The following is a 26,425-nucleotide window of genomic DNA, read 5'->3' as shown; positions in this document are numbered from 1 at the left end:
TCGCTCCGCCCGTGCTTCGTGTAGCATAGTCGCCAGCAGCGTTCACGCTCCCCAATTTGAGCACGCAAACTCTTTTGTGACAAAGGCTTATGAGGTGTTTTTATGAGTGAAGTCAAGCATTCGCGCCTGATCATCCTGGGCTCTGGCCCGGCAGGCTACAGCGCCGCCGTCTATGCCGCCCGCGCCAACCTCAAGCCTGTGGTCATCACCGGCATCCAGCCCGGCGGCCAGCTCACCACCACCACCGAGGTGGACAACTGGCCCGGCGACGTCGAAGGTCTGACCGGGCCGGTATTGATGGAGCGGATGCAGAAGCACGCCGAACGCTTCGATACCGAGATCATCTACGACCACATCCACACCGCCGAGTTGCAACAGCGCCCGTTCGTCCTCAAGGGCGACAGCGGCACCTATACCTGCGATGCCCTGATCATCGCCACCGGCGCCTCCGCCCAGTACCTCGGCCTGCCCTCCGAGGAAGCCTTCGCCGGCAAGGGTGTCTCGGCCTGCGCCACTTGCGATGGCTTCTTCTACCGCAACCAGGTGGTCTGCGTGGTCGGCGGCGGCAACACCGCCGTCGAGGAAGCGCTGTACCTGTCCAACATCGCCAAGGAAGTCCACCTGATCCACCGCCGCGACAAGCTCCGCGCCGAGAAGATCCTGCAAGACAAACTGTTCGACAAGGCCGCCAACGGCAACGTCCGCCTGCACTGGAACCAGACCCTGGACGAAGTGCTCGGCGATGACAGCGGCGTCACCGGCATACGCATGAAGCATGCGCAGACCGGCGAGACCCAGGAACTACAACTGGCCGGCGTGTTCATCGCCATCGGCCACAAGCCCAACACCGACCTGTTCAAGGGCCAACTGGAGATGCGCGACGGCTACCTGCTGGTCAAGGGCGGCAGTGAAGGCAACGCCACCGCCACCGCCATCGAGGGCGTATTCGCCGCCGGCGACGTTGCCGACCATGTCTATCGCCAAGCCATCACCTCGGCCGGCGCAGGCTGCATGGCCGCTCTGGATGCCGAGAAGTACCTCGACGTCTGATCCTTCCCCGGCGGGCGTTTCGCGCCCGCCACTCCCCTGCCCTTCCGGCTTACCCTGCATGCTGACCTGGCTCAAGCGCGATTCCCTGGACTTCCCACCGCTCGAAAAGGCGCTGCGCGAACCCAATGGCCTGCTCGCCGCCGGCGGCGACCTGAGCGCCGAACGCCTGGTTCGCGCCTATCGGCATGGCTGCTTCCCCTGGTATCAGGACGGCCAGCCACTGCTCTGGTGGTCACCCGACCCGCGCACCGTACTGTTTCCCGACGAGTTGCACGTCTCCCGCAGCCTGCGCAAGTGCCTGCGCCAGGGACAATACACCGTCACCTTCGACCGGGACTTCGCCGCGGTGATCCACGCCTGCTCCGAGCCGCGCGAGTATGCCGAGGGTACCTGGATCACCGAATCGATGCAGGCGGCCTACAGAGAGCTTCACCACCAGGGCTTCGCTCATTCGGTCGAGGTCTGGCGCGGCGGTGAACTGGTCGGCGGCCTCTACGGCCTGGCCATGGGACAGTTGTTCTTCGGCGAGTCGATGTTCAGCCGGGCGGACAATGCCTCCAAGGTAGGTTTCGTCACCCTGGTCGAGCATCTGCGCGGCTGGGGGTTCGTTCTGATCGACTGCCAGATGCCGACCCAGCACCTGCACAGCCTGGGCGCGCGCTCGATCCCGCGCAGCGAGTTCGCCACTTACCTGGCACGCCACCTGGACGCTTCAAGCTCGGCCGACTGGCTCGCCTAGGCGAGCCCGGAAGCCTGGCTTACACTTACCCCGAGGTCTATTCCGGGACACGATCATGACCGAGCTGGCTCGTCTGAAGTTCTATGCCACTCAGCCTCATCCGTGCAGCTACCTGGACGACGAGCAGGCGACCACCTTGTTCCTCGATCCCAGCCAGCCGATGGATGTGGACCTGTACGCCGAGCTCTCGGAAATGGGCTTTCGCCGCAGCGGCGACCACCTCTATCGCCCACACTGCCAACGCTGCACCGCCTGCATCCCGGCCAGGATTCCCGCAGCGAGCTTCACCCCGAGCCGTCAGCAGCGGCGCATCATCAAGCGCAATGCCGACCTTCAGGTGCGCGCCGTACACCCCTCGTTCACCGAGGAGTACTACGCGCTCTACATGCGTTACATCGAGCAGCGCCACGCCGACGGCGACATGTACCCACCGAGCCGCGACCAGTTCTCCACCTTCCTGGTGCGCGACCTGCCCTTCTCGCGCTTCTACGAGTTCCGCCACTCCGGACGGCTGCTGGCCATCGCGGTCACCGACGTCCTGCCCAACGGTCTGTCGGCGGTTTACACCTTCTACGATCCCGACGAAGAACGCCGCAGCCTGGGCCGCTACGCCATCCTCTGGCAGATATCCGAGACCGCGCGACTCGGCCTGCAGGCGGTCTATCTCGGCTACTGGATCAAGAACTGCCGGAAGATGAGCTACAAGACCCAGTACCGACCGATCGAGCTGTTCGTCAACCAGCGCTGGGTCACCCTGAGCTGAAGCCCTTGGCGTAACACCCCATTTCGGGCACAATGCACGCCGCATTTTTGCCTGGCGATTCAGCGTTCCAGGCCATTCATTGAATACCGAGGGCACTACTGCATGTCGAAAGAAGACAGCTTCGAAATGGAAGGCACTGTCATCGACACCCTGCCCAACACCATGTTTCGCGTGGAGTTGGAAAACGGGCACGTCGTAACCGCGCATATCTCCGGGAAGATGCGCAAGAACTACATCCGGATTCTGACTGGCGACAAGGTGCGCGTCGAACTGACGCCCTATGACCTGAGCAAGGGCCGCATCACCTACCGCGCCCGCTAAGCCAGTCCAACGAAAACGCCCGGCTCTTGGCCGGGCGTTTTCGTTTCCCTCCCCGACCTACGCCGGCTCGGCGACCACTTCGTATTCGAAGCTCAGTTCGCCATCCTTCAGGTCGATGTGCACCACGCCGCCATGCTCGGCCAGTTCGCCGAACAGGATCTGCTCCGCCAGCGGGCGCTTGATCTTGTCCTGGATCAGGCGAGCCATCGGCCTCGCGCCCATCTGCACGTCGTAGCCCTTCTCGGCCAGCCAGCCGCGCGCGGCATCCCTGACCTCCAGAGTGACATGCTTGTCCTCCAACTGCGCCTGCAGCTCGGTGAGGAACTTGTCGACGATGCTCTTGATGACTTCGTGACTCAGGCGGCCGAACTGGATGATGGTGTCCAGGCGGTTGCGGAACTCCGGCGTGAAACTCTTCTTGATCACTTCCATGGCATCGCTGGAGTGGTCCTGCTGGGTGAAGCCGATCGAGGCCCGCGCCGCGGTTTCCGCCCCGGCGTTGGTGGTCATGATCAGGATGACGTTGCGAAAGTCCGCCTTGCGCCCGTTGTTGTCGGTCAGCGTGCCGTGGTCCATCACCTGCAACAGCAGGTTGAAGACCTCCGGATGCGCCTTCTCGATCTCGTCGAGCAGCAGCACGCAATGCGGCGTCTTGGTGATCGCCTCGGTCAGCAGGCCACCCTGGTCGAACCCGACATAGCCGGGAGGCGCGCCGATCAGCCGCGAAACGGTGTGCCGCTCCATGTACTCGGACATGTCGAAGCGCACCAACTCGATACCCATGGCCTTGGCCAACTGGCGCGCCGCCTCGGTCTTGCCGACGCCGGTGGGACCGGCGAACAGGAAGGAGCCGACCGGCTTGTCCGGCGACTTGAGACCAGCCCGCGACAGCTTGATCGCCGTGGACAGCGAGTCGATCGCCGCATCCTGGCCGAACACGGTGAGCTTGAGGTCACGCTCGAGGTTGCGCAGCAGTTCCTTGTCGGAGCTGGTGACGTTCTTCGGCGGAATCCGGGCGATCTTCGCCACGATGTCCTCGACCTGCGCCACATCGATGCGCGCCACCCGCTTCTCCAGCGGTTGCAGGCGCTGGTAGGCGCCCGCCTCGTCGATCACGTCGATGGCCTTGTCCGGCATGTGCCGGTCGTTGATGTAGCGCGCGGACAACTCGGCCGCCGCACGCAGCGCCTCATCGCTGTACTCGATGTTATGGTGCTGCTCGAAGCGCCCCTTCAACCCGCGCAGGATGCCGACGGTATCCTCGACCGAGGGCTCGGTGACATCCACTTTCTGGAAACGCCGCGCCAGGGCACGGTCCTTCTCGAAGATGCCGCGGAACTCCTGGAAGGTGGTGGAGCCGATGCAGCGGATCTCGCCGGAGGACAGCATCGGCTTGAGCAGGTTGGAAGCATCCATCACTCCGCCGGAAGCCGCACCGGCACCGATGATGGTGTGGATCTCGTCGATGAACAGCACCGCGTGCGGCCGCTTGCGCAATTCATTGAGCAGCGCCTTGAAGCGCTTCTCGAAGTCGCCGCGATACTTGGTGCCGGCCAGCAGGGCGCCGAGGTCCAGGGAGTAGACGACGCTGTCGGAAAGCAGATCGGGGATCTGGCCATCGACGATGCGCTTGGCCAGGCCTTCGGCGATGGCGGTCTTGCCCACCCCGGCCTCGCCCACCAGCAGCGGGTTGTTCTTGCGCCGCCGGGCGAGAATCTGTGCGACCCGCTCGACTTCGTGCTCGCGACCGACCAGCGGGTCGATACGCCCCTGGCGGGCCAGTTCGTTCAGGTTGCTGGCATAGGCGTCGAGCGGATTGCCCGAAGCCGGGGAATCGCCGCCGTCCTCGTCCTGCATCTCCTGGTCGTGCTCGGGATGGTCGTTGTGCCCAGGCACCTTGGAGATGCCGTGGGCGATGAAGTTGACCACGTCGATACGGGCAATGTTCTGTTGCTTGAGCAGGAAGACCGCCTGGCTTTCCTGTTCGCTGAAGATGGCGACCAGCACGTTCGCACCGGTGACCTCGCGCTTGCCGGAGCTCTGCACGTGGAACACGGCGCGCTGCAGGACACGCTGGAAGCCCAGGGTCGGCTGGGTCTCGCGGTCCTCGTCGTGCTGCGGGATCAACGGGGTCGTGGAGTCGATGAACTCCTGCAGGTCGTGGCGGAGCTTGTCCAGATTGGCGCCACAGGCACGCAGCACGCTGGCGGCGGCTTCGTTGTCCAGCAGCGCCAACAGAAGGTGCTCGACCGTCATGAACTCATGACGCTTGGTGCGCGCCTCCTTGAAGGCCAGGTTGAGTGTGACTTCGAGCTCGCGGTTTAACATGGCTTCACCTCATACCCAAACGGCCGGAATCAACCGTCCTTCTCTATCTCACAAAGTAGCGGATGCTGGCTTTCCCTTGCGTACTGATTGACCTGCATGGCCTTCGTCTCAGCGATATCGCGCGTGAACACACCACATACGGCCCGCCCCTGTGTATGAACCGTCAACATGATCTTGGTTGCCAACTCCCGATTCATGTTGAAGAACACCTCGAGCACTTCAACCACGAAATCCATTGGGGTGTAGTCGTCGTTCAGCAGGATCACCTTGTACAGCGGTGGCGCCTGCAACTTCGGCTTCGCTTCCTGCACTGCCAGTCCGGAGGATTCGTCCTCATGCGGTGCAGGATGATCCTGATTGAATGTTAGTCGAATCTGGCTAGTTGAACGCATAGGGGTTTGAAAGGTCGATGGCTGGGTAATCAAGGCGCTAGACGGATTTTGATTCACTTCGCAGGCACTCGTCGCTTCGCCTTGACTATCGGCAAAAGGGTGTTACAAACAGAGATACCCACATCGGGTATCGGGAGTTCCGCATCCCGCTCCAAGCGGTCATTCGAGCGGAATAGTGGTGGATGATACTCCAGCGATGGAGTCCTTTGCAGAGGGATATCAGCATGCTTAGCGGTAAGGTCAAGTGGTTCAACAACGCCAAGGGCTACGGATTTATCCTGGCAGACGGCCGAGATGAGGACCTGTTCGCCCATTACTCGGCCATCCAGATGGAAGGCTACAAGACACTTAAAGCTGGCCAGCCGGTAAGGTTCGATATCGTCCAGGGCCCGAAAGGGCTGCACGCCGTGAACATCAGCACGGTTCCGGCGTCGAGCGAGACCCCGGCCGTCGCCCCTCAGAAGCAAAGCTCGACCATCGAAGTCTGACTCGATAATCCTGGCATAAAAAAGGCCGGTCAATTTGACCGGCCTTTTTTTGTTACCGCTGACGCGATCGCTTACATGTGAGCGATCATGGCGTCGCCGAACTCCGAGCAGGACAGCAGCTTGGCGCCGTCCATCAGGCGTTCGAAGTCGTAGGTCACGGTCTTCGCGGCGATGGCGCCGTTGGTGCCCTTGATGATCAGGTCGGCGGCTTCGGTCCAGCCCATGTGGCGCAGCATCATCTCGGCGGAGAGGATGATCGAACCCGGGTTGACCTTGTCCTGGCCAGCGTACTTCGGCGCGGTGCCGTGGGTCGCTTCGAACATGGCCACGGTGTCGGACAGGTTGGCGCCCGGTGCGATGCCGATGCCGCCCACTTCCGCCGCCAGGGCGTCGGACAGGTAGTCACCATTCAGGTTCAGGGTGGCGATCACGTCGTACTCGGCCGGACGCAGCAGGATCTGCTGCAGCATGGCGTCGGCGATGGCGTCCTTGACCACGATGGTCTTGCCGGTGTTCGGGTTCTTGAACTGCATCCACGGGCCACCGTCCAGCAGCTCGGCGCCGAACTCGTCACGCGCGACTTCGTAGCCCCACTCCTTGAAGGCACCTTCGGTGAACTTCATGATGTTGCCTTTGTGGACGATGGTCACGGAGCTGCGATCGTTGTCCACGGCGTACTGCAGGGCCTTGCGCACCAGGCGCTTGGTGCCTTCCAGGGAAACCGGCTTGATGCCGATGCCGCAGTTTTCGGTGAAGCGGATTTTCTTGACACCCATTTCCTCGGTGAGGAACTTGATGACTTTTTCCGCTTCCGGAGAACCGGCTTTCCACTCGACGCCGGCATAGATGTCTTCGGAGTTCTCGCGGAAGATCACCATGTCCACGTCACCCGGCTTCTTCACCGGGCTCGGGACGCCTTCGAACCAACGCACCGGGCGCTGGCAAACGTACAGGTCCAGCTCCTGACGCAGGGCCACGTTCAGGGAACGGATGCCACCACCGACCGGGGTGGTCAGCGGGCCCTTGATGGAAACGACGTAGTCACGCACGGCGTCCAGGGTTTCTTTCGGCAGCCAGGTGTCCTGGTCGTAGACCTTGGTGGCTTTCTCGCCGGCGTAGACTTCCATCCAGGCGATCTTGCGCTCGCCGTTGTAGGCTTTCTGCACGGCCGCATCGACGACCTTGATCATCACAGGGCTGATGTCGACACCAATGCCATCACCCTCGATGAACGGGATGATCGGGTTGTTCGGTACATTCAGGGACATGTCGGCGTTGACGGTGATTTTGTCACCGACGGCTGGCACCTGGATCTTTTGGTATCCCATGCTGGACTCCGTTGCTCTCGTGGTCTGACTTTCTGCCGCGCGGATGGCGCGACAGCAAGGATCTTGGGTCTCGGAAAGGCGGCATATTCTTGTAGTTTTTCTACAGAAAGTCACGCATTTTTCCGTATCCTCAAGCGTGGAACTGGGCGCCTTCGGACATTTCGGACCCACTTCTCATACGCCTATGTAGTAGAGCTACAGAAGCGCTACAAGCCTGTTGAATCAAGGGCAGCCATTATCCTAGCAGCTCATTTCCCCGACGCATTTCCGTCCGGCGCTTGTCCGGACCTGACGAAACAGAGGACTCCGCAACATGCGCTTCACCCCGCACGTCACCGTCGCCACCATCGTCGAAGACGCCGGCCGCTTCCTGCTGGTCGAGGAGCTAGCCGATGGCCGCGCTGTATTTAACCAGCCTGCCGGCCACTTGGAAGCCGACGAAAGTCTGATCCAGGCCGCCTTGCGCGAAACCCTCGAAGAGACCGGCTGGGAAGTCGAGCTCACCGCGGTGACCGGTATCTACCTCTATACCGCCCCGAGCAACGGCGTGACCTACCAGCGCGTCTGCTTCGCCGCCAGGCCGCTGCGCCAGCGCCCGGACCACCCGCTGGACGACGGCATCATCGCCCCGCGCTGGCTGACCCGCGAGGAACTGGTCGCCCAGCCGGAGCGCTGGCGTAGCGAGATGGTGCTGCGCTGCATCGACGACTACCTGGCTGGCGAACGCTTCCCCCTGAGCCTGATCCGCACGCCGGCCTGATTCGCGGCAATCCCGGGCGCCTGATAGAATCCCACGCTTTGCTCGATGAAGCCCTTTCCCACGATGTCCGATCCAACCATCTCCACAGCCTCGAAACGCGTGATCGTCGGCATGTCCGGCGGCGTCGACTCCTCCGTGTCCGCCCTCCTGCTCATGCAGCAGGGCTACCAGGTGGAAGGCCTGTTCATGAAGAACTGGGAAGAAGACGACGGCACCGAATACTGCACCGCCATGGATGACCTGGCCGATGCCCAGGCCGTCTGCGACCGGCTGGGTATCAAGCTGCACACTGCCAATTTCGCCGCCGAGTACTGGGACAACGTGTTCGAGCACTTCCTCGCCGAATACAAGGCCGGGCGCACGCCGAACCCAGACATCCTGTGCAACCGCGAGATCAAGTTCAAAGCCTTCCTCGACTACGCCCTGATGCTCGGCGCCGACCTGATCGCCACCGGCCACTACGTGCGCCGCCGCGATATCGACGGGCACACCGAACTGCTCAAGGGCCTCGACCCGAACAAGGACCAGAGCTACTTCCTCCATGCCGTCGGCGGCGAGCAACTGGCCAGGACCCTGTTCCCGGTCGGCGAGCTGGAGAAGCCGGCGGTGCGCGCCATCGCCGAGCAGTACCAGTTGGCCACGGCGAAGAAGAAGGACTCGACCGGTATCTGCTTCATCGGCGAACGCCGTTTCAGCGACTTCCTCAAGCAATACCTGCCGGCCCAGCCCGGCGACATCGAAACCACCGAAGGCAAGGTGATCGGCCGCCACCACGGCCTGATGTACCACACCATCGGCCAGCGCCAGGGCCTCGGCATCGGCGGCCTGAAGGAAGCCGGCGAGGCGCCCTGGTACGTGTTGCGCAAGGATCTCGAACGCAACGTGCTGATCGTCGGCCAGGGCAACGAGCATCCCTGGCTGTTCTCCGGCGCCCTGCTCTCCTCCGAAATCTACTGGGTCAACCCGATCGAACTGGACGGGCCGCGCCGCCTGACCGCCAAGGTGCGCTACCGGCAGAGCGACCAGGCCTGCACCCTGGAACGGACCGCCGACGGCTACCGCGCCGTATTCGACAAGCCGCAGCGTGCGGTGACGCCGGGCCAGTCGGTGGTGTTCTACGATGGCGAGGTGTGCCTGGGCGGCGGAGTGATCGAGGTTGCCGAACCCGCCTTCGCCAGGGAGATGTACCCATGACGCCGATGCAGGAGCAACTGGTGGCGCTGGGTGCCGTGTTCGAGGCCGCCGCATTGGTCGACAAGATCGCCCGCACCGGCCAGAGCAGCGAAGCGCCGCTGGGCTGCATGCTCGGCAGCCTGCTGGTACGCGACCCGAAGAACACCCTCGACGTCTATGGCGGCGACGATTTCAACCTGCGTGACGGCTACCGCGTACTGGTCGGCGCCCTGGAGCGCGACCCCGCCAGCCTGCAGCGCGAGCCGCTGCGCTATGCGCTGGCGCTGATCGGCCTGGAGCGCCAGTTGGCCAAGCGTGACGACATGCTCGAGATCATCGCCAAGCGCCTCGACCAGATCCAGCAACAGGTCGAGCACTTCGGCCTGACCCACGAAAACGTGATCGCCTCCTGCGCCGGCCTCTACCAGGACACCCTGAGCACCTTCCGCCAGCGCATCCAGGTGCACGGCGACATGCGCAACCTGCAACAACCCAGCAACGCCGCGAAGATCCGCGCCCTGCTGCTGACCGGCATCCGCTCCGCGCGCCTGTGGCGGCAGCTCGGCGGGCACCGCTGGCAACTGGTGTTCAGCCGCAAGAAAATGCTCCGCGAACTGTACCCGATGCTCCGCGGCAACTGAGCCGCCGCTTTCCGGCCGATCGCGACGCTGATCGGTCGGCCAAGGCCGGGGCGCTTTTTTCATGTATGATACGCGCCCCATTTTTTAGTCAGCCGACTGTCCGAGAACGCCCTCATGCAGCTTTCCTCGCTCACCGCGGTTTCCCCCGTCGACGGCCGCTATGCCGGCAAAACCAGCGCCCTGCGTCCCATCTTCAGCGAATACGGCCTGATCCGCTTCCGGGTCATGGTCGAAGTGCGCTGGCTGCAACGCCTGGCCGCACACGCCGGCATCCCGGAGGTCGCCCCCTTCTCCGCCGAGGCCAATGCCCTGCTGAACAGCCTGGTGGATGACTTCCAGGTCGAGCACGCCCAGCGCGTCAAGGACATCGAGCGCACCACCAACCACGACGTCAAGGCTGTCGAGTACCTGCTCAAGGAGCAGGCCGCCAAGCTGCCGGAACTGGCCCAGGTCAGCGAGTTCATCCACTTCGCCTGCACCTCCGAGGACATCAACAACCTGTCCCACGCCCTGATGCTGCGCGCCGGCCGCGACGAAGTGCTGCTGCCGCTGATGCGCCAGATCGCCGACGCCATCCGCGAGCTGGCGGTCAGGTTCGCCGACGTGCCCATGCTGTCGCGCACCCACGGCCAGCCGGCCTCGCCGACCACCCTGGGCAAGGAACTGGCCAACGTGGTCTACCGCCTGGAGCGGCAGATCAAGCAGGTCGCCGGCATCGAGCTGCTCGGCAAGATCAACGGCGCCGTGGGCAACTACAACGCCCACCTGTCGGCCTACCCGCAGGTCGACTGGGAAGCCAACGCCCGCGAATTCATCGAAGGCGACCTCGGCCTGGCCTGGAACCCCTACACCACCCAGATCGAGCCGCACGACTACATCGCCGAGCTGTTCGACGCCATCGCGCGCTTCAACACCATCCTCATCGACTTCGACCGCGACGTCTGGGGCTACATCTCCCTCGGCTACTTCAAGCAGAAGACCGTGGCCGGCGAGATCGGCTCCTCGACCATGCCGCACAAGGTCAACCCGATCGACTTCGAGAACTCCGAAGGCAACCTCGGCATCGCCAACGCGCTGTTCCAGCATTTGGCCAGCAAGCTGCCGATCTCCCGCTGGCAGCGCGACCTGACCGACTCCACCGTGCTGCGCAACCTGGGCGTCGGCTTCGCCCACAGTGTCATCGCCTACGAAGCAAGCCTCAAGGGAATCAGCAAGTTGGAGCTGAATGCTCAACGAATTGCTGAAGACCTGGACGCCTGCTGGGAAGTCCTGGCCGAGCCGGTACAGACCGTGATGCGCCGCTACGGCATCGAAAACCCCTATGAAAAGCTCAAGGAGTTGACCCGCGGCAAAGGCATCAGCCCCGAAGCCCTGCAAGCTTTTATCGATAGCCTGGACATGCCGGCGGACGCCAAGGCCGAGCTCAAGCAGCTCACCCCGGCCGGCTATATCGGCAACGCCGCCGCCCAGGCCAAGCGCATCTGACCGGTGACAGCCCCCCTGAACGCCCGGCTGCGCCGGGCGTTTTTATTTAAGGCTTTCCAATAATTTCAAAGGATTATCGATGAATCCTGATACTCCACTACAGTTGCTGGGCGGCCTGACCGCACGTGAATTCCTGCGCGACTACTGGCAGAAGAAACCCCTGCTGGTGCGCCAGGCCATCCCCGGCTTCGAAAGCCCGATCTCGCCCGACGAACTGGCGGGACTGGCGCTCGAGGAGGAAGTCGAGTCGCGCCTGGTGATCGAGCACGGCGCCCATCCCTGGGAACTGCAGCGCGGCCCGTTCAGCGAGGAAACCTTCCAGACCCTGCCCGAGCGCGACTGGACATTGCTGGTACAGGCCGTCGACCAGTTCGTGCCCGAGGTGTCCGAACTGCTGGAAGCATTCAAGTTCCTGCCCAAGTGGCGTATCGACGACGTGATGATCAGCTTCGCCGCGCCCGGCGGCGGGGTTGGCCCGCATTTCGACAACTACGACGTCTTCCTGCTCCAGGGCCATGGGAAGCGCCGCTGGCAGATCGGCCAGGTGTGCGACTCCGACAGCCCGCTCCTGGCCCACGCGGATCTGAAGATCCTGGCCGAATTCGAACCAACCGATGAATGGGTGCTGGAACCCGGCGACATGCTCTACCTGCCGCCGCTCCTCTCCCACTGTGGCACCGCTGAGGATGATTGCATGACGTATTCCGTGGGCTTCCGCGCGCCGAGCGCCGCCGAAGTGCTGACCCATTTCACCGACTTCCTGGGCCAGTTCCTGCCCGATGAAGAGCGCTACAGCGATGCCGACGTGCAACCGGCCAGCGACCCCAACCAGATCCAGCGCGACGCCCTGGACCGCCTCAAGGCCCTGCTCGACCGCCACATGGGCGACGAGCGCCTGCTGATGACCTGGTTCGGCCAGTTCATGACCGAACCGCGCTACCCCGAACTGGTCGCCGGCATCGAGATCGACGAGCAGGAGTTCCTCGCCAGCCTGGAAGAAGGCGCGGCGGTCATCCGCAACCCCAGCGCCCGCATGGCCTGGTCGGAGGTCGGCGACGACCTCGTACTGTTCGCCAGCGGCCAGAGCCGGCTGGTCTCCACGTCGCTGCGCGAGCTGCTGAAACTGATTTGCAGCGCCGATGCGTTACATATCGACAATCTCGGCCAATGGCTGGGCAACGACGAGGGGCGTACCCTGCTCTGGGAACTGATCAAACAAGGTAGTCTGGGGTTTGCCGATGAATGATCTGCATGTGCGAGTCGCCGACTGGCAGAAGGACAATGCCGACCTGCGCCGCATCCGGGAAACCGTGTTCATCGCCGAGCAATCGGTGCCGCCGGAGCTGGAATGGGATGACGAGGATGCCCACGCGGTACATTTCCTCGCCCTGGACGGCGACTACGCGATCGGCACCGCGCGGCTGCTGCCCGACGGGCACATCGGCCGCGTCTCGGTCGTCAAGGATTACCGCGGCCTGAAAGTCGGCGAAGCACTGATGACCGCGGTGATCGCGGAAGCGGAACGCCGCGGGCTGACCCGCCAGATGCTCAGCGCCCAGGTACATGCCGCGCCCTTCTACGAGCGGCTAGGCTTCTCCATAGTCAGCGACGAGTTCCTCGACGCGGGCATTCCACACGTGGACATGGTGCGGCAAAGCGGCTGAAACCGAGGTGTGAATGAGCGACGAAAACGTCCCGCAAGCTGAACGGAAACCGGAAGACCTGCCGGCCATCGAATTCCAGTCGCCGGGGCGTTTCGTTGTCCACAACCCGCCCGCCCTGCCCAGGGAGCCGGAGCGCTGGGAGCCCGCGCCCTTCCGTCTCGGCGCCCATGCGCCACTGGAGCGCTTCAGCCATCCCGATGCGGCACGCGCCCACGTCCTGGCCCTGCTGCAACAGGCGCAACGCTCGCTGAGCCTGTACAGCCCCGACCTCGAACCCTGGCTCTATCACCACAGCAGCATCCAGGACGCCTGCACGCGCTTCCTGCTGGGCAACCCGAAGAACCGCCTGCGCATCCTCCTGCGCGACAGCAGCCGCGCGGTCAAGGACGGGCACCGCCTGCTCACCCTGGCGCGCCGCCTGTCGAGCAACCTGCACATCCGCAAGCTGCACCCCGATCATCCCAGCGAGGAAGTCGCCTTCCTGCTGGTCGACGACCGCGGCCTGCTGCTGCGCCCCAAGCCCGAGTTGCCCGACGGCTACGCCCTCTATGCCGATCCCGGCCGCGTGCTCCGGCGCCAGGCGCAGTTCGACCAGGCCTGGGATATGAGCATCACCGATCCCGACCTGCGGAGTTTCCTGCTATGAGACCGCGCGCGCTGTTCGCCGCCCTGCTGTTCGTGCTCTGCCAGCCGCTGCTGGCCGCCACCGAGGTGATTCCGCTCAACTACCGCACCGCCGACGAAGTGCTGCCGGTGGTGCAGTCGGTGCTGGGCTACGATGGCAAGGCCAGCGCCTATGGCAATCAACTGATCGTCAACGCGCCACCGGAAAAGATCCAGGAGCTGCGCGACCTGCTCCAGCAGCTCGATACCCAGCCACGCCGCCTGCTGATCAGCGTCGATACCAGCGACGCCAGCCATGTCGACGAGCGCGGCTACCGCGTCGACGGTAGCGTGCGCGCCGGCGACATGGAGGTCCAGGCCGGCCGTGGCGAAGTCAGGGGCAAGGACCAGGTGCGCATCATTCGCCGCAGCACCACCAGCCGCGACGGCGGCACCCAGCAGGTGCAGGCCACCGAAGGCTACCCGGCACTGATCCAGGTCGGCCAGAGCGTGCCGCTGACCACCACCAGCGTCGGCCCCTACGGCGGCGCCTACAATGACACCCAGTACCGCGACGTCACCCGTGGTTTCTACGTGACCGCACGCCTCAACGGCGACATCGTGCAGGTCACCATCGACAGCCATAACGACCGCCTCAGCCGCTCGCAACAAGGCGCCATCGACGTGCAGAGCACCAGCACACGGGTCAGCGGCCGGCTCGGCGAATGGCTCACCGTCGGCGGCGCCAGCCAGAGCGGTCAGTCCAACGAGAGCGGTTTCCTCCGGCAACACTCGACCCGGGGGCATGACGACATGACCGTGCGCCTGAAGGTCGAAACCCTGGACTGAGCACTCTCCAACTGACCGAACGGTCGTCTCTAAAAATTTTTGTAGTAGTGATAAAAAATCACTACAAAACGTTTGACGAACACTTGTTCGAAAGGCATGATGGCCCCGCTCCCGCTAATCAGAGGCCCTACCAAGGGCCTCCGGATCGCGTCCCGGTCACCACCGAGCCGATCCGTGTTGCACGGCCCACAAGGCGGTTCGACGAGGTTGCGACTGGAACGAAGTTGTCCTGAGGGACGGGGAAGCATCCAACGTATCAGTCAGATCGACCGCGTCATCGAATCGCATCGCCCAACGGCATCCACGAGCCGGCAAGCGAAAGCATCGACCGATGCCAAGGCCTGCCACTGTTCGTCCTCTCCTCCGCCCCACAGCGCCATCCTCGCCCTGTCCTCCTCTCCTCGAACGCCCAGAACGCCAAGCGACGAACCGTCGACCGTGCGGTTCAGGCGGAAAGTCGGTGCTCAACCACATACTTTTTGAAGGATTCACCATGTCCGCATATCAAAACGACATCAAGGCTGTAGCCGCTCTGAAAGAGACTTTCGGCAGCAGCTGGAGCGCTATCAACCCCGAGTCCGTGGCCCGTATGCGCGCCCAGAACCGCTTCAAGACCGGTCTGGAAATCGCCCAGTACACCGCCGACATCATGCGCAAGGACATGGCCGAGTACGACGCCGACTCCTCCATCTACACCCAGTCGCTGGGCTGCTGGCATGGCTTCATCGGTCAGCAGAAGCTGATCTCGATCAAGAAGCACCTGAAGACCACCAACAAGCGCTACCTCTACCTGTCGGGCTGGATGGTCGCCGCCCTGCGCTCCGAGTTCGGCCCGCTGCCGGACCAGTCGATGCACGAGAAGACCGCGGTCTCCGACCTGATCGAAGAGCTGTACACCTTCCTGCGTCAGGCCGACTCGCGCGAACTGGACCTGCTGTTCACCGCCCTGGACGCCGCCCGCGAAGCCGGCGACAGCGCCAAGGCTGCGGAAATCCAGAACCAGATCGACAACTACGAAACCCACATCGTACCGATCATCGCCGACATCGATGCCGGCTTCGGCAACCCGGAAGCCACCTACCTGCTGGCCAAGCGCATGATCGAAGCCGGCGCCTGCTGCATCCAGATCGAAAACCAGGTTTCCGACGAGAAGCAGTGCGGCCACCAGGACGGCAAAGTGACCGTTCCTCACGCCGACTTCCTCGCCAAGATCGCCGCCGTTCGCTACGCGTTCCTCGAGCTGGGTATCGACAACGGCGTGATCGTTGCCCGCACCGACTCCCTGGGCGCAGGCCTGACCAAGCAGATCGCCGTGACCAAAGAGCCGGGCGACCTGGGCGACCTGTACAACTCCTTCCTCGATTGCGAAGAAATCTCCGAAGCCGAACTGGGCAACGGCGACGTCGTGATCAAGCGTGAAGGCAAGCTGCTGCGTCCCAAGCGCCTGCCGTCCAACCTGTTCCAGTTCCGTGCTGGCACCGGCGAAGACCGCTGCGTGCTGGACTGCATCACCTCGCTGCAGAACGGCGCCGACCTGTTGTGGATCGAAACCGAGAAGCCGCACGTTGGCCAGATCAAGGCCATGGTCGACCGCATCCGCGAAGTCATCCCGAACGCCAAGCTGGTCTACAACAACAGCCCGTCGTTCAACTGGACCCTGAACTTCCGTCAGCAGGTGTTCGACACCTGGGCTGCCGAAGGCAAGGACGTCTCCGCCTACGACCGCGCCAAGCTGATGAGCGTCGAGTACGACGAGACCGAACTGGCCCTGGTCGCCGACGAGAAGATCCGTACCTTCCAGCGCGACGGTTCGGCTCACGCCGGCATCTTCCACCACCTGATCACCCTGCCGACCTACCACACCGCCGCGCTGTCCACCGACAACCTGGCCAAAGGGTACTTCGCCGACCAGGGCATGCTGGCCTACGTGAAAGGCGTCCAGCGTGAGGAACTGCGCCAGGGCATCGCCTGCGTCAAGCACCAGAACATGGCCGGCTCCGACATCGGTGACAACCACAAGGAGTACTTCGCTGGCGAAGCCGCTCTGAAGGCCAGCGGTAAAGACAACACCATGAACCAGTTCCACTAAGGACAGGTTCGCTCGGTCCCCCGACCGAGGGCGTTACCAGAAAACCCCGGCAGAAATGCCGGGGTTTTTCTTTTCCTTCTCCGGGCTGTCATCTGCGGGGCTTAGGGTCTTTCTCACCCTTCGCCGCAGTCATGACGAAGCCGAGGTCGTAGACACCTGATGAGCCTGGAGGGCCCCACCTTGACCGACCACAACGACAGCAGCGTCCTGTTTGGCAACGGCGACGAACTGCCCAGCAATTCATCCGACAATCCCCACATCAACGAACTGATCGGCCAACTCAGCCGCCGACAGGTACTGACCGGAACGGCCGCCATGGGAGGCCTGGCCTTCCTTGGCATGGCCTTGCCCCAGACCGCCCTGGCCAGCGGCGGGACGCAGACGACCCAGCACCTGCCCAAGCCCCGTGCCCGGTTGCCGTTCGGTGCCGTGCCGGTCGGCCGTCCGGACGAGATCGTCGTACCGCCGGGCTACCGGGCCTCGCCCTTCATACCCTGGGGCACGCCGATCACCGGGCGCTACCCGGCATTCGCCGACGACGCCAGCAACAGCGCCCGGGACCAGGCGGAACAGACCGGCATGCACCATGACGGCATGCACTTCTTCCCTATCGACGGCCATCGCGGTGGCGGCCGGCGTTCGGATCACGGCCTGCTGGTGCTGAACCACGAATACATCGACGCGCCCCTGCTGCACCCCAACGGACCGAGCGTGACCGACGGCAAGCGCACCAGCGCCGAGGAAGTCCGCAAGGAGATCAACGCCCACGGCGTATCGGTGGTCGAGGTCCGCCGCGATGTGCGTGGCGAGTGGGAGGTCGTCCCCAGCCCGCGCAACCGACGCATCACCGCCGCGACACCGATGCGCATCAGCGGCCCGGCGCGCGGTCATGCCTTGCTGAAGACCCGCTACAGCCCGAAAGGCACCGCCACGCGCGGCACGCAGAACAACTGCGCCAATGGCTTCACGCCCTGGGGCACCTACCTCACCTGCGAAGAGAACTGGGCCGGCTACTTCGCCACTCGCGACAGCAATTTGCCGCGCGAGCTGGCTCGCTACGGCTTGGGCAGCACCAGCCGGTTCGGCTGGGACACCCTGCCCGGCGACGAATTCGAACGCTTCGATGCCACCCGCAAGGGCCCCAGCGCCATCGCCGACTACCGCAACGAGCCCAACCATTTCGGCTGGATCGTCGAGATCGACCCGTTCGATCCTGAGTCGGTACCCGTCAAGCGTACCGCGCTGGGGCGCTTCGCCCACGAGGGGCTGATCTTCGCGCCGGTGAAACCCGGCCGGCCGCTGGTCTGCTACTCGGGCGACGACGCGCAGAACGAGTACCTCTACAAGTACGTCAGCCGCGACCGCTACTGGCCAGGCTTCAGCGATGGCCGCCTGCTCGACAAAGGCACCCTCTACGTGGCGCGCTTCAAGGCCGACGGCAGCGGCGAATGGCTGGCCCTCGATATCGACAACCGCAAGTTCCGCCAGGCCTGCAAGGTTGCCGGGGTGCGTTTCGCCGACCAGGGCGAGGTGCTGATCAATACCCGCCTGGCCGCCGACGTGGTCGGGGCCACCAAGATGGACCGTCCGGAATGGGGTGCCGTGCATCCGGACTCCGGCGATGTCTACTTCACCCTCACCAACAATACCGCCCGCACCGTCGCCGATGCCGCCAACCCTCGGGTCGCCAACGCCTACGGCCACATCATCCGCTGGCGCGAACAGAGTCGCGACCATGCCGGCACCCGCTTCCGCTGGGATATCTTCCTGCTCGCCGGACCGCAGAGCGACAGCCTCGATCCCAAAGGGCGCCCGCTGGGAGCCGACAGTATCCTCGCCAGCCCGGACGGCCTGTGGTTCGATCCGGACGGCAGGTTGTGGGTCCAGACCGACATGAGCGGCAGCCAGCTCTCCAGTGGCCCATTCGGTAACAACCAGATGCTGGTGGCGGACCCTCGCAGCGGCGAGGTCAAGCGTTTCCTGGTCGGCCCGCTGGGCGCCGAAGTGACCGGCATCACTGCGACGCCGGACTTCCGCACCCTGTTCGTCAACATCCAGCACCCAGGTGAAGGCTCGACCGCCAGCAACCTGCTCAGCACCTGGCCGGACGGCCCGGGCAGGCGCCCACGCTCGGCCACCGTGATCATCACCCGCGAGGACGGCCGCCGCATTCTCTGAGCCGTCCCAGTCTCCCCCCCACTTCGACCGGCCCAGCCATGGCCGGTCTTTTTTTGGCCGGGCGCTCCCGCTCCCGCATTTACTACACTGCCAGCATCGCGCTCTGCGCTGAAACCCTGGAGCCGAGATGCCACGCTGGGCCCTGTTGATCTTCGCGGTGCTTCTGGCGGCCGGTGCTGCCGGGGTGACCCTGTACGGCCTGCTGCACGACTCGAGACAGCCCGCCGAGGAAACCTCGGCCGAACCTGCCAATGCCCCGGCCACCACCACCCTGCCCTCCAACCCCACCCATACCGCCGACCTGCAGTACCTACTCGAGGCGCCACAGGTCGTCGAAGCCCAACAGCGCCTGGGCTTTCACAATGCCTATCGCGACTTCTTCAAGCGGGCACCGGAGCTGTCGCCCGAACAGCGCGAGAGCGAGGCCGAGGCGCTGTCCAGGCAGATCGACGACTATGAGCGGCGCGGCGAGCTGGCCCTGAGCGAAGCGCTGCTGCTGCAGGTCGCCCTGATCCGCGCCACCAGCGAAGACGAGCAACAGCAGAAGGATCGCGCCGCCGCGCTGGTCGCTCGCTACAAGGCGCTGAGCGCGGAACGGGAAGCCCGCGACGCGCAGCGGCAGGATGCCAATTTCGAACGCTACAAGGCCGAGGAGCGGCGCATCGTCGAGGAGGTGCTGGCGATGGACGACATCCCCGACGGCCTGAGCCGTGACGAATACCTGCGCCAGCGCTTGCAGGAAGCCCGCGAACAGGCCTATCAGTAGGAGGAGCGAAAGCTCGCCCCTCCCATCCTCGCTACAACAATTGATCCAGCACGTAATACAGCAGATTGAATGGCTTGCTGCGGTCGGCCGCATCGCTCAGCTCGGACGCATCCAGCACCGGGCCGTTGCCGTCAAGCACATTGCTGACAAAATGATCCAGTTCCAGGTTCTGCTCCTGGATGTCCGAGTTGGCGAACTCGATGATGCTGGTGCAATGGCTCTCGTTGACCGCCCGGTATTGCGGGAAGTAGCCGCCGATATTGCTCAGGTTGGCCAGTTGGTTGCGCAGGCGCGAGGTATCGGTTTCCCAGCGCTGTCCGATCAGCGCCGCCTTGGTCGCCTGGTCCGGGGCGTTGATGATCTCCGGATAGAAGCGTTCGTAGGAGTAGGACGAGTAGTTCATGTCCTTCCAGAAATGGGTATGCCCCATGCGATCGCCCGGCATATTGCTGGACAGCGCCGAGTACAACGTACCCAGGTCACTGGTGTCGAGCCCCGGCAAGCGCGTCTGCAGGTAGGGCAACGGGCCATCATTCAACCCCCAGGCCTGGCGGATCAAGGTCTGCAGCGGATAGGACGGATAGGACTGGTTGTCGCCGGGCAGCGCGGTATACACCGGGCCGGAGTCGTTGATCAGGAAACCGCGGTCCGGCGCCATGTCCTGGCGGATGCCGGCATAGTTGGTCAGGCTGCCGGCACCACCGGCACTGCAACCGGTGGTGAGCAACTGCGTCGGCCGTGGCAGGTTGTCCTTCAGCCAACCGACCACCGCGCGCACGTTGCGCAAGCCGTTATGGTGCCAGACCAACGGAGACTGCTGGCCCTGCGGGTCCTGATAGACCGCCACCTTGTCGCCGGAATAGATATCGCCCGTGCAGTAAGGCACGTAGACCATGTTCCAGTTCTGCGTCTTCACCCGCGTCCAGGGATGCAGGCGCACGACGAAGGGGCTGACCAGGCTGGCGCCGGGATTGAGCAGCGACATGTAGTCGTTCGGGATACCGTTGGGGTTGCGCGCGCCACGGATGCCGCTCTGACCACTGCAACTGGCGTAATCCCAGCAGGCACCGCCACCCTCCAGGTAGATGATGGTGTTGCGGGTGTTGGGTACGCGATTGACGAAGAACTTGTAGGGCGAACCATCTCCGCATACCGCACCGGTCTGCGGTGCCAACTGGACGGTTTGCCAGGCATAGTGGTTGGCGGGCTTGAAGCCGCTGTTGAAGCCAGCCGGATTGGCCAGCAGCGGATAAGGGCCGGTGCGCTGCGCCGGCGTGACCTTGTTGTCGGCTCCGGGCGGCGCCACCAGGTTGGTCAGGCTCTGCCAGAAGCTGTAGTCGCCCAGCTCGGCCTGGGCAGGCAGGCTTGCCGCCAGCAGAAACAGGCAGGGAATGGAGCGGGAAAGCGCAGGAAGAACCTTGGGCATGGGACGTCCCTCATCTCATTGTTCTCGGATGAGGTCGACATGCCTGGGCAGCAGAGCGCACGCCGACCTGGTCGCGCCTCTGAGTACGGCTGGGAAACAGGGGGCATGGCGCCGCCACCCGGCGCTTTTAGCACGCTAGTACAGGAAGGATGGAGCGACAATTCGCATAAATAATGATTGGAGATAGGTAATAGCCGGCTGGATCAAAGATGTTATTAGGCACAGTTCATCACAGCGGGAAAACACACTTCCCGATAATGATAATAAATATCATTTGTAACAACCCGCATTGACCGGACTGATTCGGCAAAGCTATACGACCAAGGATGAACTCCGCCAAAAGGCGCGTCAGGACTGGCTTTGCGCCTTCCACACCGCCACCAGGTGGACTGCTAAGTTAATTTTTTATAAGGAAAAATTTACTTGGCGCCGCAGACACGCATAGAATTAGAGGATTAGATTGCTGGCTAACCATTTGATAGACCGGCAACATAATCTCTAATCCATATTGTTCGCCGCCTCTTGTTTTAAGGAGCCACGGCATGCCCGCTGAAGCTGTCGCCACCATGTCCCACAACTGGGGCTTCGCCATTTTCCTCCTGGGTGTCGCAGGCCTGTGCGCCTTCATGCTCGGGGTTTCCAGCCTCCTCGGCAGCAAGGCCTGGGGGCGGAGCAAGAACGAACCTTTCGAATCGGGCATGCTGCCCGTCGGCAGCGCCCGCCTGCGCCTGTCCGCCAAGTTCTATCTGGTCGCGATGCTCTTCGTGATCTTCGACGTTGAAGCCCTCTTTCTCTTCGCCTGGTCGGTGTCCGTACGCGAAAGCGGCTGGGCCGGCCTCATCGAAGCTACCATTTTCATAGCAATTCTGTTGGCAGGTCTTGTCTACCTTTGGCGCATCGGGGCGCTCGATTGGGCTCCCGAAGGTCGTCGCAAGCGGCAGGCGAAGCTAAAACAATGAGGCTTTGGCGATGCAATACAAACTCACCAGGATCGACCCGGATGCGCCTAACGAGCAGTATCCGATCGGCGAGCGGGAGACCGTAGCGGACCCGCTCGAGGGTCAAGTCCACCGCAACATCTACATGGGCAAGCTCCAGGACGTGCTGACCAATGCGGTCAACTGGGGACGCAAGAACTCCCTGTGGCCGTACAACTTCGGCCTGTCCTGTTGCTACGTGGAGATGACCACCGCCTTCACCGCCCCCCACGACATCGCTCGATTCGGCGCCGAAGTGATCCGGGCATCGCCGCGTCAGGCCGATTTCATGGTGATCGCCGGTACCTGCTTCATCAAGATGGCGCCGATCATCCAGCGCCTCTATGAGCAGATGCTCGAGCCCAAGTGGGTCATTTCCATGGGTTCGTGCGCCAACTCCGGTGGCATGTACGACATCTACTCGGTCGTTCAGGGGGTCGACAAGTTCCTCCCTGTAGACGTTTACGTACCCGGCTGCCCTCCTCGCCCCGAGGCATTCCTGCAAGCCCTGATGCTGCTGCAGGACTCCATCGGACAGGAGCGCCGCCCGCTTTCCTGGGTCGTCGGCGACCAAGGCATCTATCGTGCCGACATGCCGTCACAACGGGAACAGCGCCGTGAACAGCGAATCCAGGTAACCAACCTGCGCAGCCCCGACGAAGTGTGATCCCGGCTTTTCACGAGAAAGCCCGCTCACCCTTTACGTTGTTGACTGAAAGCGACCGAGACCATGACCGCAGACAGCGCTCTGTACATTCCGCCCTACAAGGCTGACGACCAAGACGTCGTCGTTGAACTGAATTCCCGCTTCGGCGCCGAGACCTTCACGGCGCAATCCACCCGTACCGGCATGCCGGTGCTCTGGGTGCCGCGCGAGAAACTCGTCGAAGTGCTGACCTTCCTGCGTCAGCTACCCAAGCCCTACGTGATGCTCTACGACCTCCATGGGGTCGACGAGCGCCTGCGCACCCAACGCCGCGGACTGCCCGCCGCCGACTTCAGCGTGTTCTACCACCTGCTGTCGATCGAGCGGAACAGCGACGTGATGATCAAGGTCGCGCTCTCCGAAGGCGATCTCAACCTGCCCAGCATCACCGGCATCTGGCCCAACGCCAACTGGTACGAACGCGAAGTCTGGGACATGCTCGGCATCACCTTCACCGGCCACCCGCACCTGTCGCGCATCATGATGCCGCCGACCTGGGAAGGCCACCCGCTGCGCAAGGACTACCCGGCGCGCGCCACCGAGTTCGATCCGTTCAGCCTCACCCTGGCCAAGCAGAACCTGGAAGAGGAAGCCGCGCGCTTCAACCCCGAAGACTGGGGCATGAAACGCCATGGCGAGACCGAGGACTACATGTTCCTCAACCTCGGCCCCAACCACCCGTCCGCCCACGGCGCCTTCCGCATCATCCTGCAACTGGATGGCGAAGAGATCGTCGACTGCGTACCGGACATCGGCTACCACCACCGTGGCGCCGAGAAGATGGCCGAGCGCCAGTCCTGGCACAGCTTCATCCCCTACACCGACCGTATCGACTATCTCGGCGGGGTGATGAACAACCTGCCGTACGTGCTCGCGGTGGAGAAGCTGGCCGGCATCACCGTGCCCGACCGCGTCGACTTCATCCGCGTGATGCTCGCCGAGTTCTTCCGGATCACCAGCCACCTGCTGTTCCTCGGCACCTACATCCAGGATGTCGGGGCCATGACCCCGGTGTTCTTCACCTTCACCGACCGCCAGCGTGCCTACAAGGTGATCGAAGCCATCACCGGCTTCCGCCTGCACCCGGCCTGGTACCGTATCGGCGGCGTCGCCCACGACCTGCCGCGCGGCTGGGACAAGCTGGTCCAGGAGTTCGTCGACTGGCTGCCCAAGCGCCTCGACGAGTACGAGAAGGCCGCGCTGAAGAACAGCATCCTCAAGGGCCGCACCATCGGCGTCGCCCAGTACAACACCAAGGAAGCCCTGGAGTGGGGCGTCACGGGCGCCGGCCTGCGTTCCACCGGCCTCGACTTCGACCTGCGCAAGGCACGCCCCTACTCCGGCTACCAGCACTTCGACTTCGAAGTGCCGCTCGGCCATAACGGCGACGCCTATGATCGCTGCATCGTCCGCGTGGAAGAGATGCGCCAGAGCATCCGCATCATCGAACAGTGCCTGAAGAACATGCCGGAAGGCCCGTACAAGGCCGACCACCCGCTGACCACGCCGCCACCGAAAGAACGCACCCTGCAGCACATCGAAACCCTGATCACCCACTTCCTGCAGGTCTCCTGGGGCCCGGTCATGCCGGCCAACGAGTCCTTCCAGATGATCGAGGCGACCAAGGGGATCAACAGCTACTACCTGACGAGCGATGGCGGCACCATGAGCTACCGCACCCGTATCCGCACCCCCAGCTATCCGCACCTGCAGCAGATCCCCTCGGTGATCCGCGGCAGCATGGTGGCTGACCTGATCGCGTATCTGGGCAGCATCGACTTCGTTATGGCCGACGTGGACCGCTAACCATGAGCCAGGCAAATCTTATCCAGACCGACCGTTTCGTCCTCAGCGACAGCGAGCGCTCGGCCATCGAACACGAAATGCACCACTACGAGGACACCCGCGCGGCGTCCATCGAAGCCCTGAAGATCGTCCAGAAGCATCGCGGCTGGGTGCCGGACGGCGCCATCCCGGCAATCGGCGAGATCCTCGGCATCCCCGCCAGCGACGTCGAGGGCGTGGCGACCTTCTATAGTCAGATTTTCCGCCAGCCGGTGGGCCGTCACATCATCCGCGTCTGCGACAGCATGGTCTGCTACATCGGCGGCCACGAGTCGGTGCTCGACGCGATCCAGCAGCAACTGGGTATCGGCCTCGGCCAGACCACCGCCGATGAGCGCTTCACCCTGCTGCCGGTGTGCTGCCTGGGCAACTGCGACAAGGCCCCGGCACTGATGATCGACGACGACACCTTCGGAGACGTCGACGCGAGCGGTGTGGCACAACTGCTGGAGGCCTACCCATGAAGACGCTGACTTCCATCGGCCCGGCCAACCGGATCGCCCGCGCGCCGGAAACCCACCCGCTGACCTGGCGCCTGCGCGACGACGCCCAGCCCGTCTGGCTGGAGGAATACCAGGCCAAGAACGGCTATGCCGCCGCCCGCAAGGCGCTGGCCGAGATGGCCACCGACGATATCGTCCAGGTGGTCAAGGACTCCGGCCTCAAGGGTCGCGGCGGCGCCGGCTTCCCCACCGGCGTGAAATGGGGCCTGATGCCCAAGGACGAATCCCTCGACATCCGCTACCTGCTCTGCAACGCGGACGAGATGGAGCCGAACACCTGGAAGGACCGCCTGCTCATGGAGCAGCTTCCGCACCTGCTGATCGAAGGCATGCTGATCAGCGCCCGGGCCCTCAAGGCCTATCGCGGCTACATCTTCCTGCGTGGCGAATACGTCGACGCCGCCCGCAACCTCAACCGCGCGGTCGAGGAAGCCAAGGCCGCCGGCCTGCTCGGCAAGAACATCCTCGGCAGCGGCTTCGACTTCGAACTGTTCGTCCACACCGGTGCCGGCCGCTACATCTGCGGCGAGGAAACCGCGCTGATCAACTCGCTGGAAGGCCGCCGCGCCAACCCGCGCTCCAAGCCACCCTTCCCCGCCGCCGTCGGCGTCTGGGGCAAGCCGACCTGCGTCAACAACGTCGAGACCCTGTGCAACGTGCCGGCCATCGTCGGCAACGGCGTCGACTGGTACAAGACCCTCGCCCGCCCCGGCAGCGAAGACATGGGTACCAAGCTCATGGGCTTCTCCGGCAAGGTGAAGAACCCCGGAGTCTGGGAGCTGCCGTTCGGCATCCCGGCCCGCGAGCTGTTCGAGGACTACGCCGGCGGTATGCGCGACGGCTACAAGCTGAAATGCTGGCAACCCGGCGGCGCCGGTACCGGCTTCCTGCTGCCCGAGCACCTGGACGCGCCGATGTTCGCCGCCGGCATCGCCAAGGTCGGCACCCGCATGGGTACCGGCCTGGCCATGGCGGTGGACGAGAGCGTCAACATGGTCTCGCTGCTGCGCAACATGGAAGAGTTCTTCGCCCGCGAATCCTGCGGCTGGTGTACCCCGTGCCGCGACGGCCTGCCGTGGAGCGTGAAGATCCTCCGCGCGCTGGAGCGCGGCCAGGGCACCCAGGAAGACATCGACACCCTGCTGCAACTGGTCAACTTCCTCGGCCCGGGCAAGACCTTCTGTGCTCACGCCCCCGGTGCCGTGGAGCCGTTGGGCAGTGCGATCAAGTACTTCCGACCGGAGTTCGAGGCGGGCGTGGCCCGCAGCGCGAACCCGCTCGAAGCCAAGCCGCAGGCGGTTGGCGTTTAGCGATCAGCTGGACGGCGTGCGGGATGTTGGCCCAGGCCATT

The 26,425-nt window shown here is 63.7% G+C and carries 25 protein-coding genes; 21 read left to right on the top strand and 4 right to left on the bottom strand.

Translation table 11 applies throughout. The annotated features are described in order from the left end of the window. The first annotated feature begins 102 nt into the window (after positions 1–102). The 4 genes from trxB (at position 103) to infA (ending at position 2,873) form a co-directional block, all read left to right on the top strand. Entirely contained in the window at positions 103–1,050 is a 948-nt protein-coding gene (gene trxB / locus PSEWESI4_RS18790) for a thioredoxin-disulfide reductase (RefSeq protein ID WP_187672756.1), read from the top strand. A 58-nt stretch (positions 1,051–1,108) separates the two neighbouring features. Further along, entirely contained in the window at positions 1,109–1,789 is a 681-nt protein-coding gene (aat, locus tag PSEWESI4_RS18785; protein ID WP_187672755.1) for a leucyl/phenylalanyl-tRNA--protein transferase, read from the top strand. 55 nt (positions 1,790–1,844) lie between these two features. Then, positions 1,845–2,552, top strand: coding sequence for an arginyltransferase (locus tag PSEWESI4_RS18780; RefSeq protein WP_187672754.1), 708 nt, complete (start codon positions 1,845–1,847; stop codon positions 2,550–2,552). A gap of 102 nt (positions 2,553–2,654) precedes the next feature. Next, the gene (gene infA, locus PSEWESI4_RS18775; protein WP_016492441.1) at positions 2,655–2,873 is read left to right on the top strand and encodes a translation initiation factor IF-1; all 219 of its coding nucleotides are present in this window, start codon (positions 2,655–2,657) and stop codon (positions 2,871–2,873) included. Between the two features lie 57 nt (positions 2,874–2,930). Here the strand turns inward: infA and clpA are convergent, their stop codons facing one another. Then, complete coding sequence (gene clpA / locus PSEWESI4_RS18770) at positions 2,931–5,201, bottom strand: ATP-dependent Clp protease ATP-binding subunit ClpA (protein ID WP_187672753.1); 2,271 nt, start codon at positions 5,199–5,201, stop codon at positions 2,931–2,933. A gap of 29 nt (positions 5,202–5,230) precedes the next feature. Continuing rightward, positions 5,231–5,593, bottom strand: a complete 363-nt coding sequence (gene clpS, locus PSEWESI4_RS18765) for an ATP-dependent Clp protease adapter ClpS (RefSeq protein ID WP_187672779.1) — start codon at positions 5,591–5,593, stop codon at positions 5,231–5,233. 224 nt (positions 5,594–5,817) lie between these two features. Here clpS and cspD point away from each other — a divergent pair, with 224 nt between their 5' ends. After that, complete coding sequence (gene cspD, locus PSEWESI4_RS18760) at positions 5,818–6,081, top strand: cold shock domain-containing protein CspD (RefSeq protein ID WP_187672752.1); 264 nt, start codon at positions 5,818–5,820, stop codon at positions 6,079–6,081. Between the two features lie 71 nt (positions 6,082–6,152). On the opposite strand, the gene icd is transcribed toward cspD, so the two are convergent. Continuing rightward, entirely contained in the window at positions 6,153–7,409 is a 1,257-nt protein-coding gene (icd, locus tag PSEWESI4_RS18755) for an NADP-dependent isocitrate dehydrogenase (protein WP_187672751.1), read from the bottom strand. Positions 7,410–7,722: 313 nt separating this feature from the next. Here icd and PSEWESI4_RS18750 point away from each other — a divergent pair, with 313 nt between their 5' ends. The 11 genes from PSEWESI4_RS18750 to PSEWESI4_RS18700 all read left to right on the top strand — a co-directional run bounded on the left by PSEWESI4_RS18750 (position 7,723) and on the right by PSEWESI4_RS18700 (position 19,617). Next, the gene (locus PSEWESI4_RS18750; protein ID WP_187672750.1) at positions 7,723–8,169 is read left to right on the top strand and encodes an NUDIX hydrolase; all 447 of its coding nucleotides are present in this window, start codon (positions 7,723–7,725) and stop codon (positions 8,167–8,169) included. Positions 8,170–8,232: 63 nt separating this feature from the next. Then, positions 8,233–9,363 (top strand): tRNA 2-thiouridine(34) synthase MnmA, encoded by a 1,131-nt coding sequence (gene mnmA, locus PSEWESI4_RS18745; RefSeq protein WP_187672749.1) that lies wholly within the window; start codon positions 8,233–8,235, stop codon positions 9,361–9,363. Beyond that, complete coding sequence (hflD, locus tag PSEWESI4_RS18740; RefSeq protein ID WP_187672748.1) at positions 9,360–9,983, top strand: high frequency lysogenization protein HflD; 624 nt, start codon at positions 9,360–9,362, stop codon at positions 9,981–9,983. Before mnmA ends, hflD begins: the two co-directional genes overlap by 4 nt. A 114-nt stretch (positions 9,984–10,097) precedes the next feature. Continuing rightward, the gene (purB, locus tag PSEWESI4_RS18735; RefSeq protein WP_187672747.1) at positions 10,098–11,468 is read left to right on the top strand and encodes an adenylosuccinate lyase; all 1,371 of its coding nucleotides are present in this window, start codon (positions 10,098–10,100) and stop codon (positions 11,466–11,468) included. A 79-nt stretch (positions 11,469–11,547) separates the two neighbouring features. After that, entirely contained in the window at positions 11,548–12,714 is a 1,167-nt protein-coding gene (locus PSEWESI4_RS18730) for a ribosomal protein uL16 3-hydroxylase (RefSeq protein ID WP_187672746.1), read from the top strand. Then, on the top strand, positions 12,707–13,132 hold the full coding sequence (locus tag PSEWESI4_RS18725; RefSeq protein WP_187672745.1) for a GNAT family N-acetyltransferase: 426 nt from the start codon (positions 12,707–12,709) through the stop codon (positions 13,130–13,132). Before PSEWESI4_RS18730 ends, PSEWESI4_RS18725 begins: the two co-directional genes overlap by 8 nt. A gap of 13 nt (positions 13,133–13,145) precedes the next feature. Next, the gene (locus PSEWESI4_RS18720) at positions 13,146–13,778 is read left to right on the top strand and encodes a DUF7931 domain-containing protein (RefSeq protein ID WP_187672744.1); all 633 of its coding nucleotides are present in this window, start codon (positions 13,146–13,148) and stop codon (positions 13,776–13,778) included. Continuing rightward, positions 13,775–14,584: a secretin N-terminal domain-containing protein gene (locus tag PSEWESI4_RS18715; protein ID WP_187672743.1), complete on the top strand. Its 810-nt coding sequence runs from the start codon at positions 13,775–13,777 to the stop codon at positions 14,582–14,584. Before PSEWESI4_RS18720 ends, PSEWESI4_RS18715 begins: the two co-directional genes overlap by 4 nt. A 493-nt stretch (positions 14,585–15,077) precedes the next feature. Next, complete coding sequence (locus PSEWESI4_RS18710) at positions 15,078–16,673, top strand: isocitrate lyase (protein ID WP_187672742.1); 1,596 nt, start codon at positions 15,078–15,080, stop codon at positions 16,671–16,673. Between the two features lie 180 nt (positions 16,674–16,853). Continuing rightward, complete coding sequence (locus tag PSEWESI4_RS18705; RefSeq protein WP_235978967.1) at positions 16,854–18,851, top strand: PhoX family protein; 1,998 nt, start codon at positions 16,854–16,856, stop codon at positions 18,849–18,851. A 127-nt stretch (positions 18,852–18,978) separates the two neighbouring features. Continuing rightward, positions 18,979–19,617 (top strand): hypothetical protein, encoded by a 639-nt coding sequence (locus PSEWESI4_RS18700; protein WP_187672740.1) that lies wholly within the window; start codon positions 18,979–18,981, stop codon positions 19,615–19,617. A 31-nt stretch (positions 19,618–19,648) separates the two neighbouring features. Here the strand turns inward: PSEWESI4_RS18700 and PSEWESI4_RS18695 are convergent, their stop codons facing one another. After that, entirely contained in the window at positions 19,649–21,043 is a 1,395-nt protein-coding gene (locus tag PSEWESI4_RS18695) for a pectin acetylesterase-family hydrolase (protein ID WP_187672739.1), read from the bottom strand. Positions 21,044–21,585: 542 nt separating this feature from the next. On the opposite strand from PSEWESI4_RS18695, the gene PSEWESI4_RS18690 reads away from it, so the two are divergent. From PSEWESI4_RS18690 to nuoF, 5 genes are all read left to right on the top strand, one after another. Continuing rightward, positions 21,586–22,002, top strand: coding sequence for an NADH-quinone oxidoreductase subunit A (locus tag PSEWESI4_RS18690; protein ID WP_187672738.1), 417 nt, complete (start codon positions 21,586–21,588; stop codon positions 22,000–22,002). A gap of 10 nt (positions 22,003–22,012) precedes the next feature. Then, a complete protein-coding gene (locus PSEWESI4_RS18685) occupies positions 22,013–22,687 on the top strand; it encodes a NuoB/complex I 20 kDa subunit family protein (RefSeq protein WP_187672737.1) in 675 nt (224 codons plus the stop codon). A gap of 63 nt (positions 22,688–22,750) precedes the next feature. Next, positions 22,751–24,532 carry an NADH-quinone oxidoreductase subunit C/D gene (gene nuoC, locus PSEWESI4_RS18680; protein ID WP_187672736.1) on the top strand — a complete coding sequence of 594 codons (1,782 nt, stop codon included), beginning with the start codon at positions 22,751–22,753 and terminating at the stop codon, positions 24,530–24,532. Between the two features lie 2 nt (positions 24,533–24,534). Continuing rightward, positions 24,535–25,035: an NADH-quinone oxidoreductase subunit NuoE gene (gene nuoE / locus PSEWESI4_RS18675; protein WP_187672735.1), complete on the top strand. Its 501-nt coding sequence runs from the start codon at positions 24,535–24,537 to the stop codon at positions 25,033–25,035. Continuing rightward, positions 25,032–26,384 carry an NADH-quinone oxidoreductase subunit NuoF gene (gene nuoF, locus PSEWESI4_RS18670; RefSeq protein WP_187672734.1) on the top strand — a complete coding sequence of 451 codons (1,353 nt, stop codon included), beginning with the start codon at positions 25,032–25,034 and terminating at the stop codon, positions 26,382–26,384. The genes nuoE and nuoF overlap by 4 nt, the downstream gene beginning before the upstream one ends. The last annotated feature ends 41 nt before the right edge of the window (positions 26,385–26,425 follow it).

This window comes from Zestomonas carbonaria, assembly GCF_904061905.1.
GTDB lineage: Bacteria > Pseudomonadota > Gammaproteobacteria > Pseudomonadales > Pseudomonadaceae > Aquipseudomonas > Aquipseudomonas carbonaria.
This window is presented reverse-complemented; position numbering and strand designations above follow the sequence as displayed.